The sequence below is a fragment of the Metabacillus herbersteinensis genome, assembly GCF_042433335.1.
Taxonomy (GTDB): Bacteria; Bacillota; Bacilli; order Bacillales; family Bacillaceae; genus Metabacillus; species Metabacillus herbersteinensis.
The window spans coordinates 1-26,228 of the sequence record NZ_JBHLVO010000026.1 but is presented as its reverse complement, the minus strand read 5'-3'; the positions used below and the strand labels follow the sequence as shown (position 1 = coordinate 26,228).

The 26,228-nt window shown below is 37.0% G+C and carries 23 protein-coding genes, 2 pseudogenes and 1 riboswitch; of the genes and pseudogenes, 18 read left to right on the top strand and 7 right to left on the bottom strand.

All coding sequences use genetic code 11. The features are described 5' to 3' along the window. Positions 1–17 precede the first annotated feature (17 nt). The 4 genes from ACFFIX_RS21150 (at position 18) to ACFFIX_RS21135 (ending at position 4,656) form a co-directional block, all read left to right on the top strand. On the top strand, positions 18–1,298 hold the full coding sequence (locus ACFFIX_RS21150; protein ID WP_378937611.1) for a CehA/McbA family metallohydrolase: 1,281 nt from the start codon (positions 18–20) through the stop codon (positions 1,296–1,298). 14 nt (positions 1,299–1,312) lie between these two features. Beyond that, a complete protein-coding gene (locus ACFFIX_RS21145; RefSeq protein WP_378937610.1) occupies positions 1,313–2,536 on the top strand; it encodes an MFS transporter in 1,224 nt (407 codons plus the stop codon). A 60-nt stretch (positions 2,537–2,596) separates the two neighbouring features. After that, entirely contained in the window at positions 2,597–3,691 is a 1,095-nt protein-coding gene (locus ACFFIX_RS21140) for an oligosaccharide ABC transporter ATP-binding protein MsmX (RefSeq protein ID WP_378937608.1), read from the top strand. 143 nt (positions 3,692–3,834) lie between these two features. Continuing rightward, complete coding sequence (locus tag ACFFIX_RS21135; protein WP_378937606.1) at positions 3,835–4,656, top strand: CAP domain-containing protein; 822 nt, start codon at positions 3,835–3,837, stop codon at positions 4,654–4,656. 38 nt (positions 4,657–4,694) lie between these two features. On the opposite strand, the gene ACFFIX_RS21130 is transcribed toward ACFFIX_RS21135, so the two are convergent. Next, the gene (locus ACFFIX_RS21130) at positions 4,695–5,690 is read right to left on the bottom strand and encodes a hypothetical protein (RefSeq protein ID WP_378937604.1); all 996 of its coding nucleotides are present in this window, start codon (positions 5,688–5,690) and stop codon (positions 4,695–4,697) included. 126 nt (positions 5,691–5,816) lie between these two features. On the opposite strand from ACFFIX_RS21130, the gene ACFFIX_RS21125 reads away from it, so the two are divergent. The 3 genes from ACFFIX_RS21125 to ACFFIX_RS21115 all read left to right on the top strand — a co-directional run bounded on the left by ACFFIX_RS21125 (position 5,817) and on the right by ACFFIX_RS21115 (position 8,309). Further along, entirely contained in the window at positions 5,817–6,461 is a 645-nt protein-coding gene (locus tag ACFFIX_RS21125) for a pentapeptide repeat-containing protein (protein ID WP_378937603.1), read from the top strand. 85 nt (positions 6,462–6,546) lie between these two features. Further along, complete coding sequence (locus tag ACFFIX_RS21120) at positions 6,547–7,068, top strand: type 1 glutamine amidotransferase domain-containing protein (RefSeq protein WP_378937602.1); 522 nt, start codon at positions 6,547–6,549, stop codon at positions 7,066–7,068. Positions 7,069–7,367: 299 nt separating this feature from the next. Then, positions 7,368–8,309 (top strand): VanW family protein, encoded by a 942-nt coding sequence (locus tag ACFFIX_RS21115; protein ID WP_378937600.1) that lies wholly within the window; start codon positions 7,368–7,370, stop codon positions 8,307–8,309. Positions 8,310–8,382: 73 nt separating this feature from the next. Here the strand turns inward: ACFFIX_RS21115 and ACFFIX_RS21110 are convergent, their stop codons facing one another. The 5 genes from ACFFIX_RS21110 to ACFFIX_RS21090 all read right to left on the bottom strand — a co-directional run bounded on the left by ACFFIX_RS21110 (position 8,383) and on the right by ACFFIX_RS21090 (position 15,130). Then, positions 8,383–9,615: a PucR family transcriptional regulator gene (locus ACFFIX_RS21110; protein WP_378937598.1), complete on the bottom strand. Its 1,233-nt coding sequence runs from the start codon at positions 9,613–9,615 to the stop codon at positions 8,383–8,385. 194 nt (positions 9,616–9,809) lie between these two features. Next, positions 9,810–11,276 (bottom strand): sodium/proline symporter PutP, encoded by a 1,467-nt coding sequence (gene putP / locus ACFFIX_RS21105; RefSeq protein WP_378937596.1) that lies wholly within the window; start codon positions 11,274–11,276, stop codon positions 9,810–9,812. A gap of 102 nt (positions 11,277–11,378) precedes the next feature. Beyond that, positions 11,379–12,926, bottom strand: coding sequence for an L-glutamate gamma-semialdehyde dehydrogenase (pruA, locus tag ACFFIX_RS21100; protein ID WP_378937594.1), 1,548 nt, complete (start codon positions 12,924–12,926; stop codon positions 11,379–11,381). Between the two features lie 24 nt (positions 12,927–12,950). Continuing rightward, positions 12,951–13,868: a proline dehydrogenase family protein gene (locus ACFFIX_RS21095; RefSeq protein ID WP_378937592.1), complete on the bottom strand. Its 918-nt coding sequence runs from the start codon at positions 13,866–13,868 to the stop codon at positions 12,951–12,953. A 311-nt stretch (positions 13,869–14,179) separates the two neighbouring features. Continuing rightward, positions 14,180–15,130, bottom strand: a complete 951-nt coding sequence (locus tag ACFFIX_RS21090) for a histidine kinase dimerization/phospho-acceptor domain-containing protein (protein ID WP_378937591.1) — start codon at positions 15,128–15,130, stop codon at positions 14,180–14,182. 366 nt (positions 15,131–15,496) lie between these two features. Here ACFFIX_RS21090 and ACFFIX_RS21085 point away from each other — a divergent pair, with 366 nt between their 5' ends. From ACFFIX_RS21085 to ACFFIX_RS21040, 10 genes are all read left to right on the top strand, one after another. Continuing rightward, positions 15,497–16,552, top strand: coding sequence for a LuxE/PaaK family acyltransferase (locus tag ACFFIX_RS21085; RefSeq protein WP_378937589.1), 1,056 nt, complete (start codon positions 15,497–15,499; stop codon positions 16,550–16,552). Then, positions 16,552–18,003, top strand: a complete 1,452-nt coding sequence (locus ACFFIX_RS21080) for an acyl-CoA reductase (RefSeq protein WP_378937588.1) — start codon at positions 16,552–16,554, stop codon at positions 18,001–18,003. Before ACFFIX_RS21085 ends, ACFFIX_RS21080 begins: the two co-directional genes overlap by 1 nt. 11 nt (positions 18,004–18,014) lie before the next feature. After that, positions 18,015–18,764 (top strand): ABC transporter ATP-binding protein, encoded by a 750-nt coding sequence (locus tag ACFFIX_RS21075; protein ID WP_378937585.1) that lies wholly within the window; start codon positions 18,015–18,017, stop codon positions 18,762–18,764. Beyond that, the gene (locus ACFFIX_RS21070) at positions 18,761–19,516 is read left to right on the top strand and encodes an ABC transporter permease (protein WP_378937583.1); all 756 of its coding nucleotides are present in this window, start codon (positions 18,761–18,763) and stop codon (positions 19,514–19,516) included. Before ACFFIX_RS21075 ends, ACFFIX_RS21070 begins: the two co-directional genes overlap by 4 nt. Then, positions 19,513–20,532, top strand: coding sequence for an ABC transporter substrate-binding protein (locus ACFFIX_RS21065; protein WP_378937581.1), 1,020 nt, complete (start codon positions 19,513–19,515; stop codon positions 20,530–20,532). The genes ACFFIX_RS21070 and ACFFIX_RS21065 overlap by 4 nt, the downstream gene beginning before the upstream one ends. A 14-nt stretch (positions 20,533–20,546) precedes the next feature. Next, a complete protein-coding gene (locus ACFFIX_RS21060; RefSeq protein WP_378937578.1) occupies positions 20,547–21,317 on the top strand; it encodes a 3-oxoacyl-ACP reductase in 771 nt (256 codons plus the stop codon). A 51-nt stretch (positions 21,318–21,368) separates the two neighbouring features. Then, positions 21,369–22,181, top strand: a complete 813-nt coding sequence (gene thiM, locus ACFFIX_RS21055; protein ID WP_378937685.1) for a hydroxyethylthiazole kinase — start codon at positions 21,369–21,371, stop codon at positions 22,179–22,181. Between the two features lie 17 nt (positions 22,182–22,198). Then, the gene (gene thiD / locus ACFFIX_RS21050; RefSeq protein ID WP_378937576.1) at positions 22,199–23,017 is read left to right on the top strand and encodes a bifunctional hydroxymethylpyrimidine kinase/phosphomethylpyrimidine kinase; all 819 of its coding nucleotides are present in this window, start codon (positions 22,199–22,201) and stop codon (positions 23,015–23,017) included. Continuing rightward, positions 23,010–23,660 (top strand): thiamine phosphate synthase, encoded by a 651-nt coding sequence (thiE, locus tag ACFFIX_RS21045; protein ID WP_378937574.1) that lies wholly within the window; start codon positions 23,010–23,012, stop codon positions 23,658–23,660. The genes thiD and thiE overlap by 8 nt, the downstream gene beginning before the upstream one ends. A 258-nt stretch (positions 23,661–23,918) precedes the next feature. Then, a riboswitch (ZMP/ZTP riboswitch) is annotated at positions 23,919–23,997 on the top strand. A gap of 141 nt (positions 23,998–24,138) precedes the next feature. Further along, positions 24,139–25,338, top strand: coding sequence for a phosphoglycerate dehydrogenase (locus ACFFIX_RS21040; RefSeq protein ID WP_378937572.1), 1,200 nt, complete (start codon positions 24,139–24,141; stop codon positions 25,336–25,338). Positions 25,339–25,688: 350 nt separating this feature from the next. Here ACFFIX_RS21040 and ACFFIX_RS21035 read toward each other — a convergent pair. Continuing rightward, positions 25,689–25,979, bottom strand: a pseudogene (locus tag ACFFIX_RS21035) (DUF3900 domain-containing protein); the annotation flags it as partial. A 1-nt stretch (position 25,980) separates the two neighbouring features. Between ACFFIX_RS21035 and ACFFIX_RS21030 the strand changes: the two are divergent. Then, positions 25,981–26,228: pseudogene (locus tag ACFFIX_RS21030) on the top strand (cation:dicarboxylate symporter family transporter); the annotation flags it as partial.

The window sequence follows — 26,228 nt, the reverse complement described above, 5'->3', positions numbered from 1 at the left end:
CAGGGGAGGACTAGCTTGTGTCTAAAAATGATGTAAAAAAAATGACGATTGAGCAACATTTTAATCCTGAACAGCAAGGACAATATATTGAAGTACCCTTTGAAATGCCATCCAATGCGGTAATACTTAGGGTAACTTATCACGTTGAAGGAACTGAATCAGTGATTGATTTAGGTGTTAAGGATCCTTTAAGAATTCGTGGCTGGAGTGGTGGCGCACGAAAAGAATTCAGAATTGAAAATCATGTCGCAACACCAGGCTACTTATCTGGACCTCTGCATGAAGGAAAATGGTCTGTGTTGTTAGGTTTATACAAAATCCAGAGTGACGGTTGCTCTGTTCAACTATCAGTTGAAATTTCGATCGGACAACCGCAATGGTTAAAAGGTGATTTGCATACACACACCGTGCATAGTGACGGACAATATCAGTTTCACGATGTCGTGTCTATCGCTTCTGAAAGAGAACTAGATTTTATTGCATTAACTGATCATAATACTGTTAGTCAAAATTACACATATCCAAGAAACACAAACATATTATTCATTCCTGGACTAGAACTGACCACAAATTATGGACACAGTAACTTACTTGGTATTGAGGATCCTAACATTGACTTCCGAATTACTAAAGGCAAAGACGAAAAAATAAAAGACGCATTAGCTTCTGCAAAATCAAAAGGGGCGAAAATTGTTCTAAACCATCCTCATTGTCCTTATTGTCCATGGGAGTGGGACTTTGATGTTGAATTTGATTGGGTAGAGGTGTGGAATGGGCCTTGGCGAGAAGGAAATGAAGCTACGCTGAAGTGGTGGCACGGGCAGCTTTGTCTCGGCAAACGTATCGTTGCTGTCGGGGGGAGTGATGTTCACCGTCCTGACCCTTTTGTTAAGCATGGCTACCCAACAACTTGGGTATACAGCAATGGGAAAACCGTTGAAAAAATATTAGAGGCAATTGATCAAGGACATGTTTTTATCAGTTATAGTCCAACAGGTCCCCGGGCGGAATTGATCTATGGAACATATATGATGGGGGACATAGCTGTTCAAAGGGAAGATCAATATTTAGAGGTAAAACTGGATCAACTTAAACATGGTGATGAAGTAAAATTTATCTCAAATGAAAAAGTTGAGAAATCAGTTCAAATATTCGACAAACAGAATTTAACTGAACACTTGCACATTAGTACTCAGAAGTTCATAAGAGTTGAGGTTTGGAGATATTTCTCCGAGACCGATAATAACTCGCTTGCACTCGCTAGCAATCCAATCTATTTTTCAACTAGTCTATCATAAGGTGTGTCTGTTAAATGAATTCTGTTTCATCTACGATAAATTCTCAAACTCAGCTTTCTAGTATAACGAGAGTACTCCTTATTATTTGCTGTTTTAATACATTAGCCAATAGTTTATCTAATATTTTTGTGAATGTTTTTTTGTTTCGGATAACGGAACAATTTGAGGTCGTCGCACTCTTCAACTTAGTTATGTATGTTGCATGGCTGCCTTCATTCATTTTTGCAGGATGGCTGAGTAAAAAATACTCAAAGCGAAAAACCCTAATTATTGGTGGAGTATCACAACTTCTTTTTTATCTCGCTATTTTCATCTTAGGTGAGAGTTCCCAAAATTATGTTGTATTGCTAGGTCTACTATTTGGATTAGGTTCAGGATTTTACTGGCTTGCAATAAATGTTTTATCTGTTGATTATACTTCAGAAGCAAATAGGGATTGGTTTAATGGAGTTAATGGTGTCTTTAACTCTGTATCACAGATGATCGGTCCGTTTTTATCTGGGTGGATGATCTTTAGTTTTCAAGGATTAACTGGTTATTACTTTATTTTCAGCTTGTCATTAATGATTTTCTTCATCACAATTTTGTTGAGTTTCTTATTTCCGTTAGATGATAGTGAAAAAGAGTTTTATTGGATAGAGATGATTAATGTTCATCGATCCAAGTCTTGGCGATCTTTAACATATGCCTTTATGGCTAATGCATTTCGTGGTGGGGTTTTATCCTTTGCCATTCTTGTATGGGTGTATATGGCGACGGAAAATGAATCATCAATTGGGAATTTTGCATTAATGTCGACAACTTTATCACTTGTTGTCTACTACCTTATAGGGAAATATGGAAAACCCAATCAGCGATTACGATATATGTTGTACGGAAACATTTTATTAAGCATTGCTTTGCTAGGTTTAGTTGTGGATGTTAGCTGGGAACTGCTTTTAGTGTATGGAGTCATTTCAGGCATTTGCATCCCGTTATTTGAATTACCCTTTCATACGATCGCGCTAAATAATATCTCCAATAATGATCAAAATGGGAAGCTACGTATGGAGCTTGTTGTTGTACGAGAAATAGCACTTAGTATAGGAAGAATAACGAGCGTATTTTTGTTATTCACTATCTATTTGTCAGATGAACACCAACTAGTATATCTCCGTATTTTCTTGCTGTTATTGATCGTAATCGGACTAACACCGCATTACTTCTTAAGAAATGTAAGAGATGAAGTGTTAAAGTAACCGGCCAATCGCAACAGCAAACTAATCCGAATATTATTTTCACATCTGGAGGATGACAAAATGGCTGAATTACGACTTGAACATATAAATAAGATATATGATAAAAAAGTAACGGCTGTAAAAGACTTTAATCTTGATATTAAGGATAAAGAATTTATTGTATTTGTTGGCCCATCTGGGTGCGGAAAGTCAACGACACTTCGAATGGTAGCCGGTCTTGAAGATCTCTCGAATGGTGACTTATTTATTGATGGAAAACGAATGAATGATGTTGCACCGAAGGATCGTGATATTGCCATGGTTTTTCAGAACTATGCTCTATATCCTCACATGAATGTTTATCATAATATGGCTTTTGGTTTAAAACTCCGAAAATTCCCTAAAGAAGAAATTGACCGCCGTGTAAAAGAAGCTGCTAAAATTTTAGGCCTTGAGCAGTTCCTAGATCGAAAGCCAAAAGCCCTTTCTGGTGGACAACGTCAACGAGTTGCGCTAGGACGAGCGATTGTTCGTGATGCAAAAGTATTTTTAATGGACGAACCCTTATCAAATTTAGATGCAAAACTTCGCGTACAAATGCGAGCAGAAATAACAAAGCTCCACCAACGATTACAGACGACAACGATATATGTTACTCATGATCAAACAGAAGCGATGACAATGGCCACTCGACTAGTTGTTATGAAAGATGGAATCATTCAACAAGTGGGTTCACCTAAAGAAGTATACGAAGAGCCTGTTAACATTTTTGTAGGTGGATTTATTGGCTCACCGGCCATGAATTTTTTTACAGGTTTTCTAAAAGATAATACCTTTCAAATTGGAAGTGAATCTATTGCGGTTCCAACCCATAAATTGGCTGAATTACGCACACAGGGCTATGAAAATAAAGAAATAATCTTAGGTATAAGACCCGAAGAAATTCACGACAATCCTGAGAATATTAAGGATCCTCAAGATTCTGTCATTCAGGTAAAGATTGACGTTGCAGAACTCATGGGCGCTGAAACAATGCTGTACTCTCAGGTTAATGAACAAGATTTCGTATCTCGTGTTGATTCGAGTTCTACAGTTGAGCCGGGTGACATGATTGCTTTATTTTTGAATATGGAAAAGGCTCATTTCTTTGATCCTGAATCGGAAATGCGACTTTAGAACAAAGGGTATATACGTCTAACACATAAGCACGAATCCTATAATCTAGCTTGCCTCCTTTTTTCTCGATTATTACCACTTATATTTTTCAAGGAAATGAAAATTATAAGAGGGTAGCAAATCGACAAGAGGAGGTATTTTCAATGATAAGAAAAAAGGTAACAGTTTTTGTTACAAGTATATTTTTTGTTATGCTTGTTGCTTGTAATAATAATGATAATGCCCTTGATACTGCTAATAGGGACAATCCTAATCGAAGCGGTGGAGAGGGAATTCAACAAGTGGGAACTGGTCATTTAACAATTGATCAGAATTCATTCAGCACGACAATTCCAAGTGAAAAATTCCCACACAGTAAACAAATTCAACAAGGTGAATTTAAGTTTTATAAAGCTAATCCTAATGAAAGACATCGACAAGAGGGTGCTCCACAACCAGATGCAACGGCTCCACAACAGCCAGCACCTCAACCACAACAAGAAAATGCAGAGCCGAATCAGCCACAAGAACAACCGAAACAAGAAGCACCAGCTAATCCGCCAGAACAAGAGCAACAACAACCACAGGCGGATCAAGCTGCAGAAGGAATTACTGCAGCTGAAACTAAGGTCATAGAATTAACAAATGCTGAAAGAAGAAAAAATGGTTTACCTGATTTGAAAGCAGATAATCCTTTAAGCAATGTTGCAGGTAAAAAATCTGATGATATGAAGGAAAATAATTATTTCTCACACACAAGCCCAACCTATGGCTCACCTTTTGATATGATGAGGGATTTTGGAGTTGATTATAAAACAGCAGGTGAAAATATCGCACAAGGACAGCAGTCACCTGAGCAAGTCGTTCAAGCATGGATGAAAAGTGAAGGTCATCGTAAAAATATTTTAAGCGGAGATTTCACTCACATCGGTGTAGGACATACACAGGATGGAAATTATTGGACGCAAATGTTTATCGGCAAATAAATAAAAAGCAATCGGATACAAGCTCCGATTGCTTTTTATTACCTTTTAACTACATTATCTAACATCATTTCTTTTGTTTCAAATCCAATTGACGTATTTAGATCAACGACGTCAATTGTAAATTTAAAATAAGTTGGACTATAATTATTCACTGAATTCGTTAAGTCAAAAATCACTCGACTATTTTCATTATTGCTAGTGATGTAATAAAGTTCTTCTTTATGGACTTTATTTTCCTTATTATAAAATGTAACATTCAAACGGTAGGCAATATTTTCTCTAGGTGTACTCGTAAAGATAAGTTGGTTTCTCTGAAATTCAATAAGCTCTGGTGTTTCAATTAGTCGGTTTGAATCAACTTGCAACCCACTTATTTTTTCAAAATAGTCATGAAGCTCTTTGTTTTCTAATACATTTGCTATCTCCTGATTTTCATGCTGTGTTCTTAAATAGAAAGCTTCATTCGTATAAACGTCTCTCTTTTCCATTTTATGAGTAGGACCAAATAATAATAGATAATCATCCGCGATAATTTCTTGAGGAAACCATTTGTGATGACCATTCGTATAGTTCCAAAAAGCATCCCAGCGAATAGGCTCTTCCTTCAATTTTCTCAATTCATGGTAGGTTGAAAACGGAAAATGATGAGATTTGAAATGAAAATAGCTAAAATGATGCCCATATTCATGCGATAAAGTCTCAGTGTAATCAGATGGATCTCGGTACGTATCGCCTTGATATAAGGTAATCGTGTTTGTTAGTGCGTGAAAACTTCCACGTGTAGGTGTGGTATCCAGAGATTCGCCTCTAACCCTAACTTCTTGTAGCAAATCAATTTCTTCCCCGTGATTATTTTTTAGTAGTTCTTCATAGAGCTTCTCTAATTTATTTTCGTCCCAATGTTGTGAGTAGCTTAAAAACAAAATACCTTCTGGTGATTGATATTTTGCATAATAACTAGAATCGTATACTCCTGAGTCTAAGCTTAATAGAAAAGGAAATAGAATAACAAGAATGAACAAATTTTTCTTCATAATACTCACATCCTAACCGTCATTTTAACATGAAAGCTAAGTAAGAAAGTCTTCTTCATTTTTCCAGATTACTAGGTTTTATGTTAATGTAAGATAGAAGAAACAAATTAGTAAGGATGAAAAAAAATGACAAATACAATGAAGATTCAGCAAGCTAAAATTCCAAAAAGCTTGAGAACTGCCGTTTTAGACGAGGAAATAACAGATGACTTGTATGTTGAACAGTGTTTAATAAGTAACTGTACAATTGATGAAAAGGATATCCATAGATTACGTTTTGATCAGGTAGTTTTTCAAAATGTCACCTTTATTGACGTGTCCTTTAAATCAATTGAATGTACAGATGTCATTTTTGATAAATGTGACTTATCAAATGTACAGTTTAGAGGAGCGGTTCTACATAGAGTTGAAATGAAAAATTGTAAGTTATTAGGAATTAATTTGTCAGAAGCAACGTTACGTAATGTTGTATTCAAGGGATGTTATTTAAACCTCAGTTCTTTTGGATACTCAGATTTAAAACAAACTAGCTTTACAGATTCTTCTTTAAGTAATGCGGATTTTTATGAAGTCAAATTGAACAAGGTAGAGTTTATAGACTGCAACTTAAATGAAGCAAATTTCGGTGGATCTTCACTTAAAGGAATTGATTTAAGTAAGAACCAGTTTGAACAGTTAACCGTGTCGAGGGAGGATTTAGAAGGATGTATTGTGTCTTCAGATCAGGCGATAGGTTTTTCAAGATTAATGGGATTAATCATAAAGGAATAGGTAAAAGTTTCTTAGGTAGTTGCATTTCAGTAACTCGTACCTCAAAATGGTGCTAACAATAAACAATTGTAAAGGAGAATGTCTGATGCTGCTACAAAATAAGAAAGTTATTCAACTCGTAAGCGATGACTTTGAGGACCTTGAGCTATGGTATCCTGTTTTAAGACTAAGAGAAGAAGGAGCTACAGTTCATATTGTCGGGGAAAAATCGAATGAAGAGTACGTTGGCAAATATGGCGTTCCTATCGTTACTGAGCTAACATTTAAGGACATAAATCCGAATGATTATGACGCGATCTTAGTTCCAGGTGGTTGGTCACCTGATAAACTAAGACGCTATGAAGACGTATTAAACATGGTCCGCATCATGAATGAACAGAAAAAGCCAATTGGTCAAATCTGTCATGCTGGCTGGGTGTTAATATCAGCTAAAATACTAGAAGGTAAAAAAGTAACAAGTACACCAGGTATTAAAGATGATATGACTAACGCTGGCGCAACTTGGCTTAATGAGCCAGTGGTTGTTGACGGAAACCTCATCTCAAGTCGCCGTCCACCAGACCTACCCGACTATATGAGAGAATTTATTAAGGTTTTAGCCAAGTAACCCTAAAATGTATCCTGAATAGAATGAACCACCCCGCTGAATTTTTGGCGGGTTATTTACATTTATCATACACTCAGCTCTACTTCCTAGAACAGACATCTTTTTATCGAACAAATGTGAACAAAATAATTAAAAAACATCCAACTTTACATAAAATTAGAATTTTTTAACATTTAAATGAAATAATTTGTTAAAATATGAATATATGTAAATGTATTGTTGATTTTTTAACGAACAAAGAAGTAGCTCAAATTATTGGTTGAACAATAAAAAAATATAAACAAAGTGTGGGAGAGAGAATGGGTAAATTTATCATTCCAGGAGCTTTAGCTGTATTAGTACTGCTGTCAGGTTGTAGTTTAAGTGTTGTTGGGGGTAAAGAGAAGGAAGAGATTAAAACTTCAGTTTCAGTTCCAGAAAAATCTGTTATGTTAGAAGATAAGAAATTTGATGCAACTGTAAGTTTAATTGACGGAAGAAATGGAGATGTTTTGTCTACATTTTTACCTTTGGATGTTCTTAATCTAGAAACAGAAGAAAAAGAGTTAAAACAGTTAGCATCAAATTTAGCTAAAGAAGTTGACAAGCCGATGGTGCCAAAAATGATCGACAAAAGCGGGCAATTAACGGAAGGCAAGAACAGAGTGGTTTTAGATGAGGAAAAAATGATCGAAACGTTGAAAGCATTAAGTCCATTGGATAGAATGATCGAATTACCTATTGTAGAAACAATACCCAATGTGACTGCTGATACGATTAAGGGAATTGATGAAAGTGTAATAGGCTCATATAAAACAACTTTTGATCCTAGTGTAGCTGGTAGAAGCGCTAACATTGAATTATCCGCAGGGGATATTAACCAAATCATCCTAGGACCTGGTGACCGTTTTTATTTTAACCTAATCACAGGAGATCGAACTCCTGAGAGAGGCTACCAAAAAGCGATGGAAATAGTAAATAAGGAGTTTGTTGAGGGCTATGGAGGAGGAATTTGTCAAACTTCTAGTACCTTATACAACGCAGTAACCGCTGCAGGTTTGGAGATCCTCGAAGTACACAATCATTCAAGATCAATTGGCTATGTTCCGGCTGGAAAAGATGCGACGGTTGCTTATGGTTTTAAAGACTTGAAGTTTATGAATAACAAAAACTACCCAATTATGATTAAAACAAATGTTGATCTTCAAAGCGGCTCAATTGAGGTACAAATTTTAGCTGCGAAGCAATATGTAAAGAGTTAATAGCAAATTGTTAGTCTTCCCCATTTTAAATTCATTAAAATAAAAAAATCGTAAAGGTATAGTTTTTTAACCTTTACGATTTTTTTAATAGCATTATATCTATAAAAAGTTGGCATTTCATATTAAAATCGCCAAAATCAATGGTAGTCAATTCTGTTATTTGTTTTAATCGATAATTCAGAGTATTAAGGTGGATAAACATTTGTTCAGCAGTGGACTTTAATTTGCAGTTATTAAACAAATAAATTTCTAAAGTCTTGAGAAGCTCAGATTGGTTTTCTTTATCTTTCTCGATTAATATTCGTAGGTTACTATTGATATATTGGGTTTGTTTATTTTTTTGGTCAATAACATTAAGATACCTAAAAACACCGAGTTTAGAGTATTCGTAAGGAACATTTTCCTGACTATCAACAAGTTCAGCTACCTTTAGCACTTCAAGGGCCTCTAAGTAACTCTGTCTTAAAGACAATAAATGCTCATATTCATTTCCGATCCCTATAAAAATATCTGAAAACCTTTTTGTATTAAAATGCGTAAGTAAATTTTCTACTAAATCCATTGCTGCTGAAGACGTAGAGATTTTTTTAGAAAAACAACCAAGGATAATCACGATATTTGATTGATCTACAAACGCGTGGCTTACTTTATCTTTTAAATTTAAATAGGAACTTATCGTTTCCTTTAATTCTTCTATTAGGTCTTTTTCGGCATAAACAGCATTTAATACCAATACGGAAAAAACAGAAGGTAAAACGATGTTGATGTTTTCTGCTTCCCATTTTATTTCTTTTTCCGTCTTATAATGATTGTGAATAGCTCCTCTAAATAATTGTTCTATTTTTTCCTCTTTTTGATGTTTTAACTGATTCATTTTATCTATTAATTTACCTAAATGGAAAGATACATCAAACAAAAAAGCTAATTCTTCATCTGTCAAAACGTTTTCAATTTCTTGGACCCAAATATATCCCATTATATTATCTTTATGTTTCGCGCTCACAACGACTCTTTGGTTTAGTCCAATTTCCTTAATTTGCTTGACACGAAAGGGGACTGGGTTTGTTTTTAATTGGTCGATAATGCCTGTTTCAACAAACTTTTCAAAAATTTCTAACGGACATTTTTTCGAAAAGATTGTTTGTTGATTGGCCACATCAAATTGATTGATGTAATAAGAATTATAAGCTAATAAGAAAAAATGATCACTCTCAAGAACAATGGGCTTCTTTAGTTCATTACTTACAAGATCAATAATTTCATCAATATTAGACATTGAGTAAACTTGTTCTAATAGCTCATTCATACCATTAGCTCCTATATCACAATTTATCCTTATTATCATACTTTGAAAGAAGGAGTATGTATAGTTCGAATTCTTCCCAAACGAAATTTAATAATTCGTTTCTTTGTGTAAATAGGGGGGAAGCGATATAAATAATTAAGGGCTAACTCCGTAAGCAGAAAGATTGCTTAAAAGAGTTAGCCCCACTTATAAGATTAATTATTTAAACTATTTTTTACCTGGTCAAGATTCTCGACAATTTGTTTGCTTGGCATCGGTGTTAGTAAACTTACAACATATATGGACAATAAACTAGCAGCAAAACCAGGAATGATTTCATAAAGAGTAGCTGAAAGACCTAGGTTTGACCAAATGATCACGGTAACTGCACCAACGATCATTCCTGCAAGTGCACCCCACTTTGTCATTCGTTTCCAATATAAGCTTAGGATGATCATAGGACCAAATGCGGCTCCAAAACCCGCCCATGCATAACTTACTAAACCTAAAATCGTATCGTTTTGCTCCCATGCTAGGATTAAACCAATCACCGAAACGACTAGTACAGAAAGTCGTCCGAAAAATACGAGCTCTTTATCAGAAGCGGAACGACGGAAAAATGTTTTATACATATCTTCTGTTAGTGAACTTGATGTTACTAGTAATTGTGAAGAGATTGTGCTCATTACAGCAGCTAAAATAGCTGATATTAAAAAGCCTGTGATGATAGGGTGAAAGAGAATATTTCCTAATTCAATAAAGATTGTTTCTGGATCTTCTAGCGTAAGCCCCTCCTTAGCAAAGAAGGCAATCCCGATAAAACCAGTTAACATCGCCCCTACAGTAGAAAAAATCATCCAGCCCATACCGATACGACGAGCTTTTTTGATTTCCTTTACAGATGAAATGGCCATAAAGCGAACGATAATATGTGGTTGTCCAAAGTATCCAAGTCCCCATGCAAATAAAGAGACAATTCCAAGGATACTTGTTCCTTTAAAAATATCTAATAGGTCTATATTGACAGATTGAATGGTTGTGATTGTTTCACCTGGACCACCTGTGTAAAATAGAGCAACAATAGGTACAAGAACGAGAGCAACAACCATGATAATTCCTTGAACAAAATCTGTCCAACTAACAGCTAAAAATCCACCAAATAGAGTGTAGGCAACAGTAACTCCAGTAATAATCCATAAACCTAGATGGTAGTCTAAATCAAGAATACTGTTAAATAAAACGGCACCGGAAACCATTCCAGCCGATACATAAAAAGTGAAAAAGACTAAAATTACGATACCTGAAAACAAACGTAACATTTTAGATTTATCTTCAAAGCGATTTTCCAGAAAACCAGGAATTGTAATTGAGTCAGTTAGTTCGGTAAATATTCGTAGGCGAGGTGCTACGTAAAGCCAGTTGAGCCAAGCTCCAAGCGTTAAACCAAGAACAATCCATGAACCACTTAGTCCAGTTGCGAACATTGCGCCAGGTAACCCCATCATCAGCCAGCCACTCATATCCGAAGCACCTGCGCTTAGTGCTGTAACCGCTGGTCCTAGTGTACGACCGCCAAGCATATAATCTGTTAAATTAGAAGTGCGTTTATAAGCGTAATAACCAATCGAAAGCATACCAATCATATAAATACAGATTGAAAGAATTAATTGAGTGTTTTCCATATTGTCTCCCCTTTATTTTATAAACTATTTTCTCTTTAATGAAAGCGCTCCCTTTTGTTCGTTTAAGAGAAAGCAACTAAAAAAGTTGCTTTCTCTTAAACTTTAAAGCATTTCACTTATTGTTTTTGCTTGCATGTGAAGAGCTAGATAATCTGGACCCCCAGCTTTCGAGTCTGTACCAGACATTTTAAATCCACCAAATGGGTGATAACCAACAATAGCACCAGTACAAGTTCGATTAATGTATAAGTTTCCTACATGGAATTCACGTTTAGCACGCTCAATATACTCACGATTATTCGTAATAACAGCACCTGTTAGACCATATTCAGTATTGTTTGCAATTTCTAATGCTTCATCAAAAGAAGAGAATTTAGAGAATGCTACGACAGGTCCAAAAATTTCTTCTTGCATAAGTCGAGCTTTTGGATCTAAATCAGCAAAGATCGTAGGCTCGATAAAATATCCTTTTGAATCATCGCCGTTTCCACCACTTACTAAGCGACCTTCACCTTTACCAATAGTAATATAATCCATGATTTTGTCAAATGAATTTTGATCAATCACTGGTCCCATGTATGTTTTTGCATTTTCAGGATTTCCTACAATTTGTTTTTCAGTAATCTCAATCACACGCCCTAGAATGTGATCGTAAACGTCTGCATGTACAACAGCACGAGAACCTGAAGAACATTTTTGACCAGAAAAACCAAATGCAGAAGCAAAAATAGATTGAGCCGCTAATTCTAGATCACAATCTTTATCAACAACGACCGTATCTTTTCCACCCATTTCAGCGATCACACGTTTTAAGTGCATTTGTCCTGGATGAACTTTTGCTGCACGTTCGAAAATACGGGTACCAACTTCGCGAGATCCAGTAAACGTAATAAGGCTTGTTTTCGGATGGTCGACTAAATAGTCACCAATCTCAGAACCGCTACCCGGTACTAAGTTTACAACGCCTTTTGGAAGACCAGCTTCTTCTAAAACTTCAACAAACTTTGCAGCAATAACTGGTGTCGTACTTGCCGGTTTTAGGACAACCGTGTTACCCGTTACGATCGGAGCTACTGTAGTACCAGCCATAATCGCGAATAAAAAGTTCCATGGTGGAATAACAACAGTTACACCAGTAGGAGTGTATATATAGTTATTTTTTTCACCTTCACGGCTATTCACTGGTTTACCCTTTGCAAGTTCAATCATTTGACGAGCATAGTATTCCAGAAAATCAATTGCTTCAGCTGTATCTGCATCTGCTTCATTCCAGGGTTTCCCTGCTTCTTTTACAAGAAGGGCAGAAAAATAATGCTTTCTGCGGCGAATAATTGCAGCAGCACGGAATAGAATATCCGCTCTTGCTTCTGGATTCCAATTTCTCCAAGATTCAAAAGCTTCTGCTGCAGCTTGGATGGCTTTTTCAGCATGTTCTTTTGTAGCTTTAGAAACAGTTCCTACGATTTCGGCTTTATTAGCAGGGTTAATAGAGGTGATTTTATCTTCTGTTGTAAAACGTTCTCCTCCAATAACAAGAGGATAGTCATTTCCCATAATTTCTTGCACTTGGGAAAGTGCTATTTTAAATGCATTCTTTGTTTCCTCATTAGTAAAGTCTGTGAATGGTTCATGTTTATAAGCTGTAGTCATATTTTAATCTCCTTTTTTAGTGAATTATTTTTTTGTCATCCCCTTGAAAGCAAACGCAATATTGGATGGGCGTTCGGCAAGTCGTCTCATGAAATATCCATACCAATCTTGACCATAGGGTACATACACACGCATTTTGTATCCTTGTTTCACTAAATCGAGTTGAGTTTGTGATCGCATACCATATAACATTTGAAATTCAAATTGATCTTTAGGAATGTTATGATCTAGTGCAAACTGTTTTGTATACTCGATCATTGCATCATCATGGGAAGCAATTGCCGTATAATGTCCATTTAGAAGATGCATTTTGATGATCTTTTTATAATTTTCATCTACATCCTTTTTCTCTGGAAACGCAACTTCTGGTGACTCTTTATAAGCACCTTTTACGAGGCGTAGAAAGGGACTATATTGATTTAAATCTTCAATATCTTTTTCAGTACGATATAAATAGGCCTGAATAACAGTGCTGACATTTTGAAAGCGTTTTCTAAGATCTTTAAATATATCAAGAGTTGCTTGACATCTTTGTTCATCTTCCATATCGATCGTGACCATAATATTATGCTTTTCAGCAGTTTCTAAGATTCGGGACATATTTTCATAGACGAGAGCATGGTCAATATCCAGACCTAACGAAGTCATTTTTAACGAGACTTGTGAATCTAAGTTTTCTCTAGCAATCATTTTTATCGTTTGAATACATTCTTCCGTTCTTTCTCTTGCTACATCTTTGTTCGTAACAAACTCACCTAAATGATCAACCGTTACGGATAAACCTTGAGAATTTAACATCTTGATAAATTTAATTGAAGAAGTAAAATCGTTTCCACCAATGATCTTACCAGAGGCAATATTCTTACCCCAGTTTTGGGCAGCGCGATTTAGAACTTTATTTTTAGATAAAAACAGGAAAAAATCTCTAGTCAATACTTCCATTTAAAACACCCCCATAAATAGTACTAATTTCTTTTATGTTTTTCGTTTAATAAATTGTGACGATTTATTTACAATTTTACATTTTTGCAATAAACATTAACAATGTATTAAATATACAAAGATTCAAATAAATCATTGTGTCTTTTATACAAAACTTTTAGGGAAACGCTTCCAAGTCACCTCTAACAACTGAAACTCTACACTTTATTAAACAAAAAAACAGCGATAGATTCGCTGTTTTTTAAAGTGTGATTTAGACTGGCAACGGAATAACGGGTAGCTCAATTGTAAAAGTTGTTCCGTTTTTATTACTAGTTGCTGTGTAGTTCATCACGGTCAGCCTTAATGAACATTTGCTCGGTGGATGGATGATGTAGATAGTTTAAGTCGATATTATAAAGTAGCGATTCACTGTGAAGAAGTCTGCCAAGATAATCTTCGAGAAAAACTTTAATATTTAGTTGTTCAGTTTTTGTCTGAACTGGCTTTGCAATGGTTAAAAACTCTGAAATTATTTTGTTCGCTCGATCGATTTCAGTAATTAGTAAATTTGTGAATAATTCAGCTGTTTCTTTGTCTATTTTCCCTGATAGAAATTGCAAATATCCTCGGACGGTTGTTAGTGGGTTTCTAATTTCATGAGCAATTCCTGCCGCAATTCTACCTGCCAGCGCTTGCTTTTCCGCCTCTTTTATTGCATTCAGAAAATGAAAGGTACCGATAACTCTCATAATAGACCCATCGTTATTTTTAATGATTCTTGTGTTAATAATGCCATAATTACGATCGAGAATCTCACGGTCTACTATTTCCTTGCCTGTTCGAATCGTTTCGAGTGTAACAATTTGCTCATCAGGAATATTTAAAAGCTCACGAATGTGTTTACCAATTATTTTATCTCTATTTATTCCCAAATCATTAGCTGCTTCTAGATTACATAACGTAATAATTCCAAGCTGATCGATAAACACAATATGATGTGGAACAGAGTCTAATATTAGTGACAACAAAGCTTCTGTTTGTTGAAAAGAACTAATTTCGGATGTAATCGTTAATGGATCTCTTGCTTGATTGGCTGAATTCTTGGAATGCGAATTTTCTATTAGTGGCTCGCTTTTTCCTTCAGCTTTTTCTACTCTTAACCCATATTGTTGATGCTCATAAGTAAAAGAAAAAGGTAGCTCAGAAACTAGCTCTTTTAATAAACGATTTTCTTTCCTTAGTTGATTCAACTCGTTTTCTCGTTTTTGGTCGTATACCATCCCAATACCTCTCTACGTTAAATAACTATTAATCCTATTACTATAGTATAGTTTGTGGGTTTTTACAATTACTTGCATTTTATAGGGAGTTAACTATTTTCTATCGTCTTAAATAACGATAATTCTTGCAATTTTATCAACCTGGGCGTAGACTTTTAGTCATATCATAACTATATATCGGGAGCTTGTGGAAGCAGGCTGAGAGTACGACTAAACCGTCGTAGACCGTAGGAACCTGTTGGATAATGCCAGCGCAGGGAAGATGATTAGGGATAATCATGAACACTTTGCCTGCGCAAAGTGTTTTTTTATTTTTTTCAGAAAGGTTTGTGATCACAATTGACACAGGAAGAAATAATCAAACGTGTGCTTCATTTTATAGAAAATGCCGACGGTTCAGAGGAAGCGTTTAACAAACAAGCCTTATATTTATTTGCTTATCAGTATCAACATAATCGCCCATACCAATCGTATTGCAGACAGAAAGGAAAAACGTTAAGAACCGTTAAATCTTGGAGAGAGATACCACCTGTTCCGATTAATGCATTTAAAGAGCTTCCCTTAAGTTGTGAACTACCAGAAAGAGCAGAAGAAATTTTTATGACAAGTGGGACAACAAAAGGTATTAGAGGCAAGCATTACCACCCTACATTAGAAGTTTATGACAAATCAATGATTTCTAATTTTAAAGAACGGTTTATGAAAGACATGGAAAAAATACGGATGGCAATTCTTTTTCCAAATGAGGATAACATACAAAATTCCTCATTAGCTCATTATTTGGCCTTAGCCTATCAGACGTTTGGTACAGATGATAGTCGCTATTTTGTTGATAATCAGGGGCTACAAATTAAAGCATTAATTGGAGAGCTTGAACATGCTGAAAAATCAGGTGAAGCTTTTGCGCTACTTGGTGCTTCATTTAGCTTTGTTCATTTATTTGATGAACTACACAAACTAGGAAAATCCTTTTCGTTACCTAAAGGTAGCAAAATACTAGATACTGGTGGTTTTAAAAATCAATCAAGAGAACTGAGTCTTAATGATTTTTATGAACAATTGGGTTCAACCCTTGGTGTCGATCGTTCAAATTGCATCAATATGTACGGAATGACGGAACTCAGCACGCAGCTTTATGATTGGGGCAATGAGAAAGTGCCATCTATAAAATCCGGGCCATATTGGCTACGAACCCGCGTCGTAAATCCTCTAACAGGAGATGACGTACCAAAAGGTGAGCAAGGAGTTCTTGTTCACTGTGATTTAGCTAATTATAATTCTGTCACTACCGTTTTGACAGAGGATTTAGGCATTGAAAAGAATACAGGCTTTTTGTTGTTGGGAAGGGTGCAAGGAACTGAAGCGAAAGGCTGTTCGATTGCAGTCGACGAGTTTCTTAAAGCTGCAAAGGGGCCGTCGTAATGAACGAAACAGCAGGCTATCTTCCCAATATCGGTGAAGAGGAATTCACTTATAAAACATTGGTTTTTGAGGGACAAAAAGAAACAATTGAAGTCAAAGTTCCTTTATTAACAATTGAGCAGATGAATAAGGTAGTTGATAGAGTAAAAAAGGCGAGTGCAGAAAGATTAAAATCTTTTTCTGTTGCAGACATTGTGAAGTTGATCGACCAAGTTATTGAACAGCTTCTTGATCGTACAAATCCATATCGTCAAAAGGCAGAGAGAATGTTGCCGATTATAACTGGCTATGATGAAGAACTTATTCGACTCGGATTAACGTCCTACTTAAAATCATTTCGAAAACAAGAATTGCAGCGATTTCTTGTTGAGGATTTTTCTAATCCGATGGTTCTTGATGATTTTCAACCAAGAGTCAAGAGAGGGTTTTCAAAGGCAGTTGGTCCTGATTTAACAGTCCATATTTGGTCTGGGAACGTACCTGGTCTGCCTTTATGGAGTCTTATCTCAGGTTTACTCGTAAAGTCAGGTAATATCGGAAAAGTATCAAGCTCTGAACCTCTTTTTGCGGGCTGGTTTGCACAGTTGTTAACAGAGATAGAGCCAAGGCTTGCAGATTGTCTAGCTGTTGTTTGGTGGAAGGGGGGAGATGAAGAGCGAGAGTGTTCTCTATTTAAACAAGCAGATGTTGTCGTTGGTTACGGTGGGAACGCATCACTTCAATCTCTCAGGAAACGTATTCCAATCTCAACTCGCTTTTTACCGTTTGGTCATAAAATTAGCTTTGGTGTTATTTCAAAAGCAAGTCTCGACTCTCGAAAAGCTTTGAAAACAGCCAATCAGGCCGCCTATGATGTTGTTCGGTATGACCAACAAGGGTGTTACTCACCACATGTTATTTATGTTCAAAAAGGTGGGAATGTTTCACCAAGAGAATTTGCCCACTATTTGGCACATGAACTTGAAAGCTTTGAAAATAGATACCCACGACGTGCTTTATCAATAGAAGAAACGACAACACTCGCTAGTTGGCGCCAGCAGGCAGAGCTTGCTACCCTGACAAATGCAAATAACGCAATTGTTGGAGAAAAGTCAGGAGCTTGGACAGTCTTTTATGAGGAAAAAGGTGGCGAACTTTTACCAAGCTGTTTAAATCGGTCGATTAAAGTGGTGGCAATTGAGGAATTTGAAGACATGATAAAAACGATTACATCAAACCGTTCTTATCTGCAAACTGTCGGAGTGGCCGCTGCTCCTAAAGAGCTTTTCCATCTAGCTGATTTGTTAGCTAGAGCTGGAGTTACTCGTATTACAGGGCTTGGAAATATGACATCACCGGAATCAGGATGGCACCACGATGGACGCTTTAATTTACTTGATTTAGTCAATATGGTGGATATTGAACACACAGCAGAAGAGTATGCAGAGAGTATCGCACCGTATGTAGATTAGGAGAGGATTTTTTGAGCTTTTTAGTAATCGACCAAATTTCGTACAGCTATGAGGAGAAAAAAACAATTCTTCACAATATAGAATGGGAGATAAAAAAGGGAGAGTTTCATTGTTTGCTAGGGAGAAGTGGTTGTGGCAAGACAACTTTACTAAAAATAGCATCTGGGCTTATACGTCCAGATGAAGGTGCCGTTTATATGCAAAATAAAGAGGTAATAAAACCTTCACCTGACGTAGGCTTTGTGTTTCAGTCACCAACACTATTGGAATGGAAAACGGTTCTGGATAACATCCTTCTGCCAATTTCTCTTAAGGGAAGACCAACTATCGAAGATCGTAATCGTGCCAACTTTTTATTACAACTAATGGGTCTCTCAAATTATCACAACAACTATCCAGGAGAGCTTTCAGGCGGACAGCAAAGCAGAGTCGCTATTGCAAGAGCACTTATAAAAGAACCTGCGATGCTATTTTTAGACGAACCGTTTGCTGCATTGGACGCAATTACGAGGGAAGAGCTTCAGGATGACTTATTAAAGGTATGTCAATTGCAGAATACAACAGTCTTATTTATAACACATGACATTACAGAGGCTATTTATCTAGCAAATCGAGTGGCAGTGATGGAAGAAGGACGGATTACTTTTGACTTGGGTGTACCTTTGCAAAAGCAGCGTTCTGTAGAGATGAAATATGAAACTACTTTTAATGAGCTATGTTTGAAAGTACGCCACGCAATGAGTGGAGCAGGATCATCATGAAAAAAGTTGAAATCTATTCTTTCTTATTATTTGTATGCTTACTCATCGCATGGGAAGGTTTAGCAAGTACAATGTCTGAGCTCGTTTTGCCGGCTCCATCTGTTGTGTTTTTTACATTATGGGAGGGTTTAAAAAGCGGTTATTTTTTGCCTCATATTGTGATTACTACATCTGAGGTTGGACTAGGGCTTTTAGTGGGAAGTACTCTCGGCTTTGTTACAGGAATTCTCATGGGGGAAGTCAATTTCTTAAGACGATTGTTGTTGCCGTATGTAATCGCAAGTCAGGCAGTTCCAAAGTTAGCATTGGCACCTGTATTTATTTTGTGGTTTGGATTTGGGATGACCTCAAAAGTTGTCATTACTGCTCTTATTTGTTTTTTTCCATTGCTCGAAAATACGATAACAGCTATTCAGTATGTAGACCCCAAAAAACAAGAATTGTTCCGTGTGTTGGGTGCAACTCGATGGCAAACACTTACCCGGCTTAAACTCCCGTCAGGATTACCGGGAATTATGGCTGGATTTCGAGTAGCTGTTGTCATGGCTGTTGTTGGTGCAGTGGTCGGAGAATTTATTGGTGCGAGCCAAGGATTGGGAGCGCTGATTATTGCTTCTCAAGGAATGATGGATACGCCACTAATGTTTGCTATTTTAGTCTTGTTAACGCTTATGGGTATTTTTCTTTATCAACTTGTTTGCCTGATTGAAAAATGGTTTCTTAGACCGTACACAAAGGGGAAAATTAAATGAGATTTAAATTATTAGTATTATCATTATTACTAGCTGCTTTAACTGCTTGTGGTGCAAATTCATCTCCAGTAAAAGAAAACGAAGAGGCAACAAAGTCTAAAAGTCAGTTAGAATCAATTAAAGTAGCGAGTTGGAGTCAACCAATAACCGAACAGACAAATTTATTGGTAGATAATGAGAAACAGTTTTTTAAAGAAAAAGGTTTAGAGATTAGCTTTATTCCTGGAGCAGGTGGAGCAGATTCGATAAAAAATATTCTGTCCGGACATGCTGACATTGCTTTTACAGATCCTGGTTCACTATTTTTCGCACTAGACAAAGGTGAAAAACTTAGAGTTATTTATAATATATATCCGCAAAATGTATTCAATGTCGTGTCATTAAAAGGAAAGAATATGACAAAGCCCGAGGACTTAAAAGGGAAAAAAATAGGCGTTTATAGCCTCGCTAGTGGAACACGGCAAAATTTATTGGTTCTTTTGCACCAAGTTGGACTTTCCGAAAAAGACGTAACAATTGTAGAAACCGGTCTTTTGAATTTTGCACCCTTAATGCAAGGACAAGTAGATGCTACAGCTGCTACGGATACAGGTCTGTTTATCGGTGAACAAAAAGGTTTAGGTGATGTCAATGTGATGGAAGTAAAAGACTATTTAAACTTCCCAAGCGATGTTTTTGTCGTCACAGAAGAAACATATCAGGAAAAGAAAGAACTTATTAGCAAGTTTTTAGATGGTTACCGTAATAGTGCGGAATGGATGATTGAACAACCAGAGGAAGCTGCTTCGAAGGCAGTAGACTATGCGATTGACGGGAAAAACGAAAAAAATAATCTTGAAATCATTAAATTAAGAAACGCATCAAGTGTTTCTCAAGCAACAGAAGAAAAAGGATTAGGTACTCTAGAAGTAGAAAAACTGCAGGAGGCTGCTGATACGTATAAAAAACTCGGATTAATAAAAAACGATCTAAACATGTCAGAGATTGTACGCGACGAGTTAATTCCGCAGAAATAAGGGAGGTAAAATGAATGGGAAAGTTTAGCGACAAAGTGGTTTTAGTAACAGGATCAAGTCGTGGGATCGGAGCTTCCATTGCTAAAGCTTTTGCAGGTGAAGGTGCAACAGTTATCGTAAATTATCTTCAAAATCAAACAGCCGCCGAGGAAGTTGTAGCTAATTGTGTAAAACTCGGCGGCGATTCATGGGCCATTCAAGCAGATGTAACTTCTGAGAGTGATGTCAAATCTATGGTAGAAGAAATTTTGCTGGAAATGGGAAAAATCGATGTGGTCGTTAACAACGCGTTTAAACCTTATACATTTGATCCCGACAATCGTAAATTGGCACATGAGCTTACATGGGGTGATTACGAGGAACAAATTAACGGTGCAGTAAAATCAACACACCATGTTTGTCAGGCAGCTTTAAAGGCAATGAAAAAACAAACAGGTGGAAGCATTATCAATATTGTGAGTAATCTTGTAGCAAACCCAATTATTCCTTACCATGAATACACAACTGCTAAATCTGCTCTTGTCGGTTATAGTCGCAATTTAGCAGCAGAAGTTGGATCTTTTGGTGTGCGAGTCAATTGTGTTGCCCCAGGACTTGTTTACCCTACAACCGCAAGTCAACACACAAAAGAAGAAGTGAAAGAGATGCTCATTTCTCAAACACCACTTAGAAAAATTGCAAAACCTGATGATATAGCCGGTCCTGTTCTTTTTTTAGCATCTGATTGGAGTCGTTTTATGACAGGGCAAACGCTTTACGTAGACGGTGGACTTGTTATGAAATAAAAGAAAATTTCAACCTACTAAACAATAAAGTTAGGAGATCAAAAACAAATGATCAATATAGAGATGGTTGCGAATACATTAGAAAAATTGAGAAATCAGAACCCTCTTGTACATAATATTACCAATGTGGTTGTCACCAATTTTACGGCTAACGGTCTTTTAGCATTAGGGGCTTCTCCGGTAATGGCTTACGCAAAAGAAGAGGTTGCAGATATGGCGAAAATTGCAGGTGCGCTTGTATTAAACATTGGAACATTAACTGAAGAAAATGTAGAAGCAATGATTATCGCTGGTAAATCAGCAAACGATCACGGAGTACCCGTGATTTTTGATCCGGTTGGTGCTGGTGCAACCTCCTATCGTACAATGACGTCTAAGAAAATTTTAAATGAGGTAAATATCTCGGTTCTAAGGGGAAATGCAGCTGAAATTGCAAATGTAATTGGGGATAACTGGGCAATTAAAGGTGTAGACGCTGGTGAAGGGAATGGAGATATTGTTTCATTGGCACAAAAAGCAGCAAACCAACTAAACACGGTTATTGTTATAACAGGCAAAGATGATGTGGTTACTGATGGAAAAACAACCTATATTGTTCAAAATGGCCATCCTCTGTTAACAAAGGTAACTGGAGCAGGATGTTTATTAAGTTCTTGTTTAGGTGCCTTTTCTGCAGTAGAAAAGGATCTCATTTTGGCATCCATAGCAGCACTCACTAGTTATGGAGTTGCAGCTGAAATAGCTGCATCACGAAAAGGAGAAGAAGGTCCAGGTAGTTTTCAAATCGAGTTTTTAAACCAATTGTCAAGCGTAACAGCTGAAGATCTCATTCAATATGGTTCCATAGATAAAATTAATCATTGATAAGGGAGAGGATTATTTTGACTACTTTTAAGGCCTTAACGATTGCAGGATCAGACAGTGGCGGTGGGGCAGGTATTCAAGCAGATATCAAAACGTTTCAAGAACTAGATGTATTTGGAATGTCCGCGATCACAGCGGTGACTGCTCAAAATACGCTAGGTGTGCATGGTGTCTATCCTGTATCTGTTGAAGCAGTTGTTAAACAAATTGAAGCGATCGGTTCAGATCTTGGAACAGATGCCCTTAAAACTGGAATGTTATTTAGTAGTGATATTATTGAAGCTGTCTCTGAGAAAATCAAACAGTTTAAATGGACACGTGTTGTCGTCGATCCCGTGATGATTGCAAAGGGAGGAGCTTCATTGCTACAGAACGAAGCGGTCAATGCTCTGAAGCAACACCTGTTACCCCTTGCATTGGTTATTACACCTAATATTCCTGAAGCAGAAGTTTTAGCGGACATGACTATACATAACCTTGAGGATCGAAAAAAAGCTGCAAAACATCTTCATCGTCTCGGTGCCAAACACGTGATCATTAAAGGTGGACATGATGTCGACAGTGAAAATCTCGTTGATATTTTGTATGACGGAGAGGAATACACCTACTTAACAAGTAAACGAATTCAAACAAAAAACTCTCATGGAACAGGCTGTACATTTGCCGCGGCACTAACAGCAGAACTAGCAAAAGGGCAGAACATCCAAGCTGCTTTTAAAGAAGCTAAAAATTTTATTCAGGTTGCAATTGAAGATGATTTAGGAATAGGAAATGGACATGGCCCAACAAACCACTGGGCGTTTAAAAGGCGAAAGGAGCTGAATTCACTTGTCTAGAATCTCAACAGATAGAATGCGTGAACTATTACCTTTGTACTTTATAATGGGGAGTCAAAACTGCAAATTGAATCCTGAGGAAGTTTTAATCAAAGCAATTGAAGCAGGCATCACACAGTTTCAATTCCGAGAAAAAGGAGAGAATTCATTAAAAGGCAGAGACAAGATTGAATTCGCTAAAAAGCTACAAACCATTTGCAAAAAACACAAAATCCCATTCATCGTCAATGACGATATCGAATTAGCAATCGCCCTTGATGCAGATGGAGTACATATCGGTCAAGATGACGAATCAGCCGAAATAGTCAGACAAAAAATTGGTGATAAAATACTCGGTGTATCAACACACTCTATAGAAGAAGTTGAGAAAGCCATATTAGAAGGAGCCGATTATTTAGGTATCGGACCTGTTTTTCATACTAAGACTAAAAAAGATGCGAAAAGTGTACAAGGGACAGAGCTAATTGAGAGAGTACGAGATAAAGGCATCCAAATTCCGATTGTTGGTATAGGTGGGATTACTGCACACAATGCTGCTTCCGTGATTAAAGGAGGAGCAGATGGGGTATCTGTGGTTTCGGCTATCAGTATGTCGGATGAGCCTTATGAGAGTGCGGGGGAATTGAGGAAGGCTGCTTTCTAAAATATTAGATTGTTTCCATAGAATAAATAGGTAGAAAACCTCAGTGACTAAAAAACGGTCTCTACCTGGTTGCTATTTAGAATATATTAATCAATCTTCTCAGGTATTCTCTCTCAACTCATCCACCGATGAAACGCAATTGGCAGGAAAGATTCTCTTATTATCAGCACACCACTTTCAGCCAAAGGAACGTAAATGAGATAACTTTAAATAGAGATTGAAGATTGCTGAAGAATCTGATAAAATAAAATAAATGAAAAGACTTTGTGTGACTGGCGAAGCGCGGATAACCGTGAGGGAGCACATTGTGTCGTAGCCGTTCGCCTGGGCAGAGGTAAGGGAAGTATTTCCTTACCTCTTTCTGTTTATTAGGAGATGATATTTGAGTTCAAACTACGTTTAAATTCCATTGTTTTAGTAAAATACAACTATTCATAAAATTTGAAAACTAACATAAATGAAAAGAGGAGAAATCAAAATGAGCACAACAACTTTAGAAAAAGTAAAAACAATTAGAACCTTAAATAATATTGCAGAAGTCGGGATAAATGTATTTAATAAGGATAACTTTACGGTCGACAATACTAGTGAAAACCCTGATGCCATTGTTCTTCGTAGCTTTAACATGCATACAATGGAATTTGCCAATAATTTAAAAGCAATTGCAAGAGCAGGGGCGGGTGTTAATAATATTCCTGTCGACAAATGTACTGTACAAGGAATTGTTGTTTTTAATACCCCTGGTGCTAACGCTAACGCAGTAAAAGAAATGGTACTAACCACATTAATGGCTTCATCCCGTAACCTTTTTGCCGGTGTGGCCTGGACAAAGACGTTAGAAGGTGAAGGTGAACAAATTCCAAAGCTTGTAGAAGCTGGAAAGAAACAATTTGTTGGAAAAGAAATTAAGGGTAAAACTCTGGGTGTAATCGGTTTAGGTGCGATCGGTGCACTTGTAGCGAATGATGCGATCGATTTAGACATGGATGTGATTGGGTTTGACCCGTTCATCTCTGTTGATACAGCATGGAACTTGTCTCGCAATGTACAGCGCGCTTTGACGATTGAACAGTTGTTTACTAACTCTGACTATATTACTGTACACGTTCCGTTTACCGAAGACACAAGAGGTATGTTTAACCAAGAAACATTTAGCTTTATGAAGCCAGGTGTTCATATTTTGAATTTCTCACGTGGTGAGCTTGTGAACGAAACGGATATGGAAGCTGCACTTGAAAGTGGAAAAGTTGGTAAATATATTACAGACTTCCCAAATGAAAAAGTATTGAAAATGAAAAATGTCGTTCCAATTCCACATCTTGGTGCCTCTACACAAGAATCAGAGGAAAACTGTGCCGTAATGGCGGCTCGTCAGGTGAAGGAATTTCTAGAAACAGGAAACATCAAAAACTCAGTGAATTTTCCAAACGCTTCCCTTCCTTATACAGGAAAGCGACGTGTGGCAGCTTTCCATCAAAACGTTCCAAACATGGTTGGGCAGATCACAATGGCTCTATCAAGCTTTAATTTGAACATCGCTGACATGGTTAACAGAAGCCGCGGGGGATACGCGTACACATTGATTGATATTGATAACGAAGTAAACGGCGATATTGTTCCTCAATTGGAGGAACAAATCAAGCAAATCGCGGGCATCGTGACAACCCGTATTATTTAAACACTCTAATTGAACAGGAAAAAAGCATGGAAGACCTCTTCGATGCTCTTTTCCTGTTCAAATGAATAAATATTAGTGAAGTCTCAATTCCTTTAAGGAGTTGAGGCTATTTTTATCTTAGAGGAAATGATAATGAGTCATCAAATCATAAAACAAAAACAACTGGAACTATTAATGAAGTCAGAAACAAGAGAATTTGCTATAGTGTGAATACTGTAAGTTTAAAAATTGTAAGAGAATCAAGTATTTTTTACAAGGAACAAGGACCGTCAAGTCAAGTCTAGGGGAAAATTAATCGTGGTAACAGCGCTTACAAGATGCTTCATATCTTTTTCAAAAGCACCAATTCTCTACTCTCCAACACTCTTCCGACTTATCCTCTCAATAATATCCCCCAACTCATCCGGACGATGAAACTCAATCGGAGAAACACCCTTTTCAAACTGAATCGAATCCGCCTCCACAAGCAACACATACCGCCCATTAATCTTACCTAAGTGAATATTCTCCCCAAAATCAGCCAGCAATCCTTTAATCGAATTCTCACCAAGCTTCATCTTCAACTTAGCCTAAGGCGTCTGCTCAAAAATTTGAGCAGACGCCTCGACAACTTGCTCCGTCGTAAAACGCTCTTGAATTTTTATGAAATTATGCAAAAAACTAGGTTTAGATAAAGATACCTATTCTGTATCTATTCCATTAGGCGCAACCGTCAATATGGCTGGTGCTGCGGTTACTATTTCTGTTTTGACGCTTGCCGCGGTTCATACACTAGGCATTCAAGTGGACATCTCTACAGCCATAATTCTCAGCGTATTGTCAGCTATATGCGCTTGCGGTGCCTCAGGGGTTGCTGGTGGCTCACTATTATTGATTCCTCTAGCATGCAG

Excerpts from the sequence above, each read along its gene's own strand:
- ACFFIX_RS21145 (WP_378937610.1), top strand. The coding sequence starts at position 1,313 with ATGAATTCTGTTTCATCTACGATAAATTCTCAAACTCAGCTTTCTAGT.
- ACFFIX_RS21140 (WP_378937608.1), top strand. The coding sequence starts at position 2,597 with ATGGCTGAATTACGACTTGAACATATAAATAAGATATATGATAAAAAA.
- ACFFIX_RS21135 (WP_378937606.1), top strand. The coding sequence starts at position 3,835 with ATGATAAGAAAAAAGGTAACAGTTTTTGTTACAAGTATATTTTTTGTT.
- ACFFIX_RS21130 (WP_378937604.1), bottom strand. The coding sequence starts at position 5,690 with ATGAAGAAAAATTTGTTCATTCTTGTTATTCTATTTCCTTTTCTATTA.
- ACFFIX_RS21125 (WP_378937603.1), top strand. The coding sequence starts at position 5,817 with ATGACAAATACAATGAAGATTCAGCAAGCTAAAATTCCAAAAAGCTTG.
- ACFFIX_RS21120 (WP_378937602.1), top strand. The coding sequence starts at position 6,547 with ATGCTGCTACAAAATAAGAAAGTTATTCAACTCGTAAGCGATGACTTT.
- ACFFIX_RS21115 (WP_378937600.1), top strand. The coding sequence starts at position 7,368 with ATGGGTAAATTTATCATTCCAGGAGCTTTAGCTGTATTAGTACTGCTG.
- ACFFIX_RS21110 (WP_378937598.1), bottom strand. The coding sequence starts at position 9,615 with ATGAATGAGCTATTAGAACAAGTTTACTCAATGTCTAATATTGATGAA.
- putP (WP_378937596.1), bottom strand. The coding sequence starts at position 11,276 with ATGGAAAACACTCAATTAATTCTTTCAATCTGTATTTATATGATTGGT.
- pruA (WP_378937594.1), bottom strand. The coding sequence starts at position 12,926 with ATGACTACAGCTTATAAACATGAACCATTCACAGACTTTACTAATGAG.
- ACFFIX_RS21095 (WP_378937592.1), bottom strand. The coding sequence starts at position 13,868 with ATGGAAGTATTGACTAGAGATTTTTTCCTGTTTTTATCTAAAAATAAA.
- ACFFIX_RS21090 (WP_378937591.1), bottom strand. The coding sequence starts at position 15,130 with ATGGTATACGACCAAAAACGAGAAAACGAGTTGAATCAACTAAGGAAA.
- ACFFIX_RS21080 (WP_378937588.1), top strand. The coding sequence starts at position 16,552 with ATGAACGAAACAGCAGGCTATCTTCCCAATATCGGTGAAGAGGAATTC.
- ACFFIX_RS21070 (WP_378937583.1), top strand. The coding sequence starts at position 18,761 with ATGAAAAAAGTTGAAATCTATTCTTTCTTATTATTTGTATGCTTACTC.
- ACFFIX_RS21065 (WP_378937581.1), top strand. The coding sequence starts at position 19,513 with ATGAGATTTAAATTATTAGTATTATCATTATTACTAGCTGCTTTAACT.
- ACFFIX_RS21060 (WP_378937578.1), top strand. The coding sequence starts at position 20,547 with ATGGGAAAGTTTAGCGACAAAGTGGTTTTAGTAACAGGATCAAGTCGT.
- ACFFIX_RS21040 (WP_378937572.1), top strand. The coding sequence starts at position 24,139 with ATGAGCACAACAACTTTAGAAAAAGTAAAAACAATTAGAACCTTAAAT.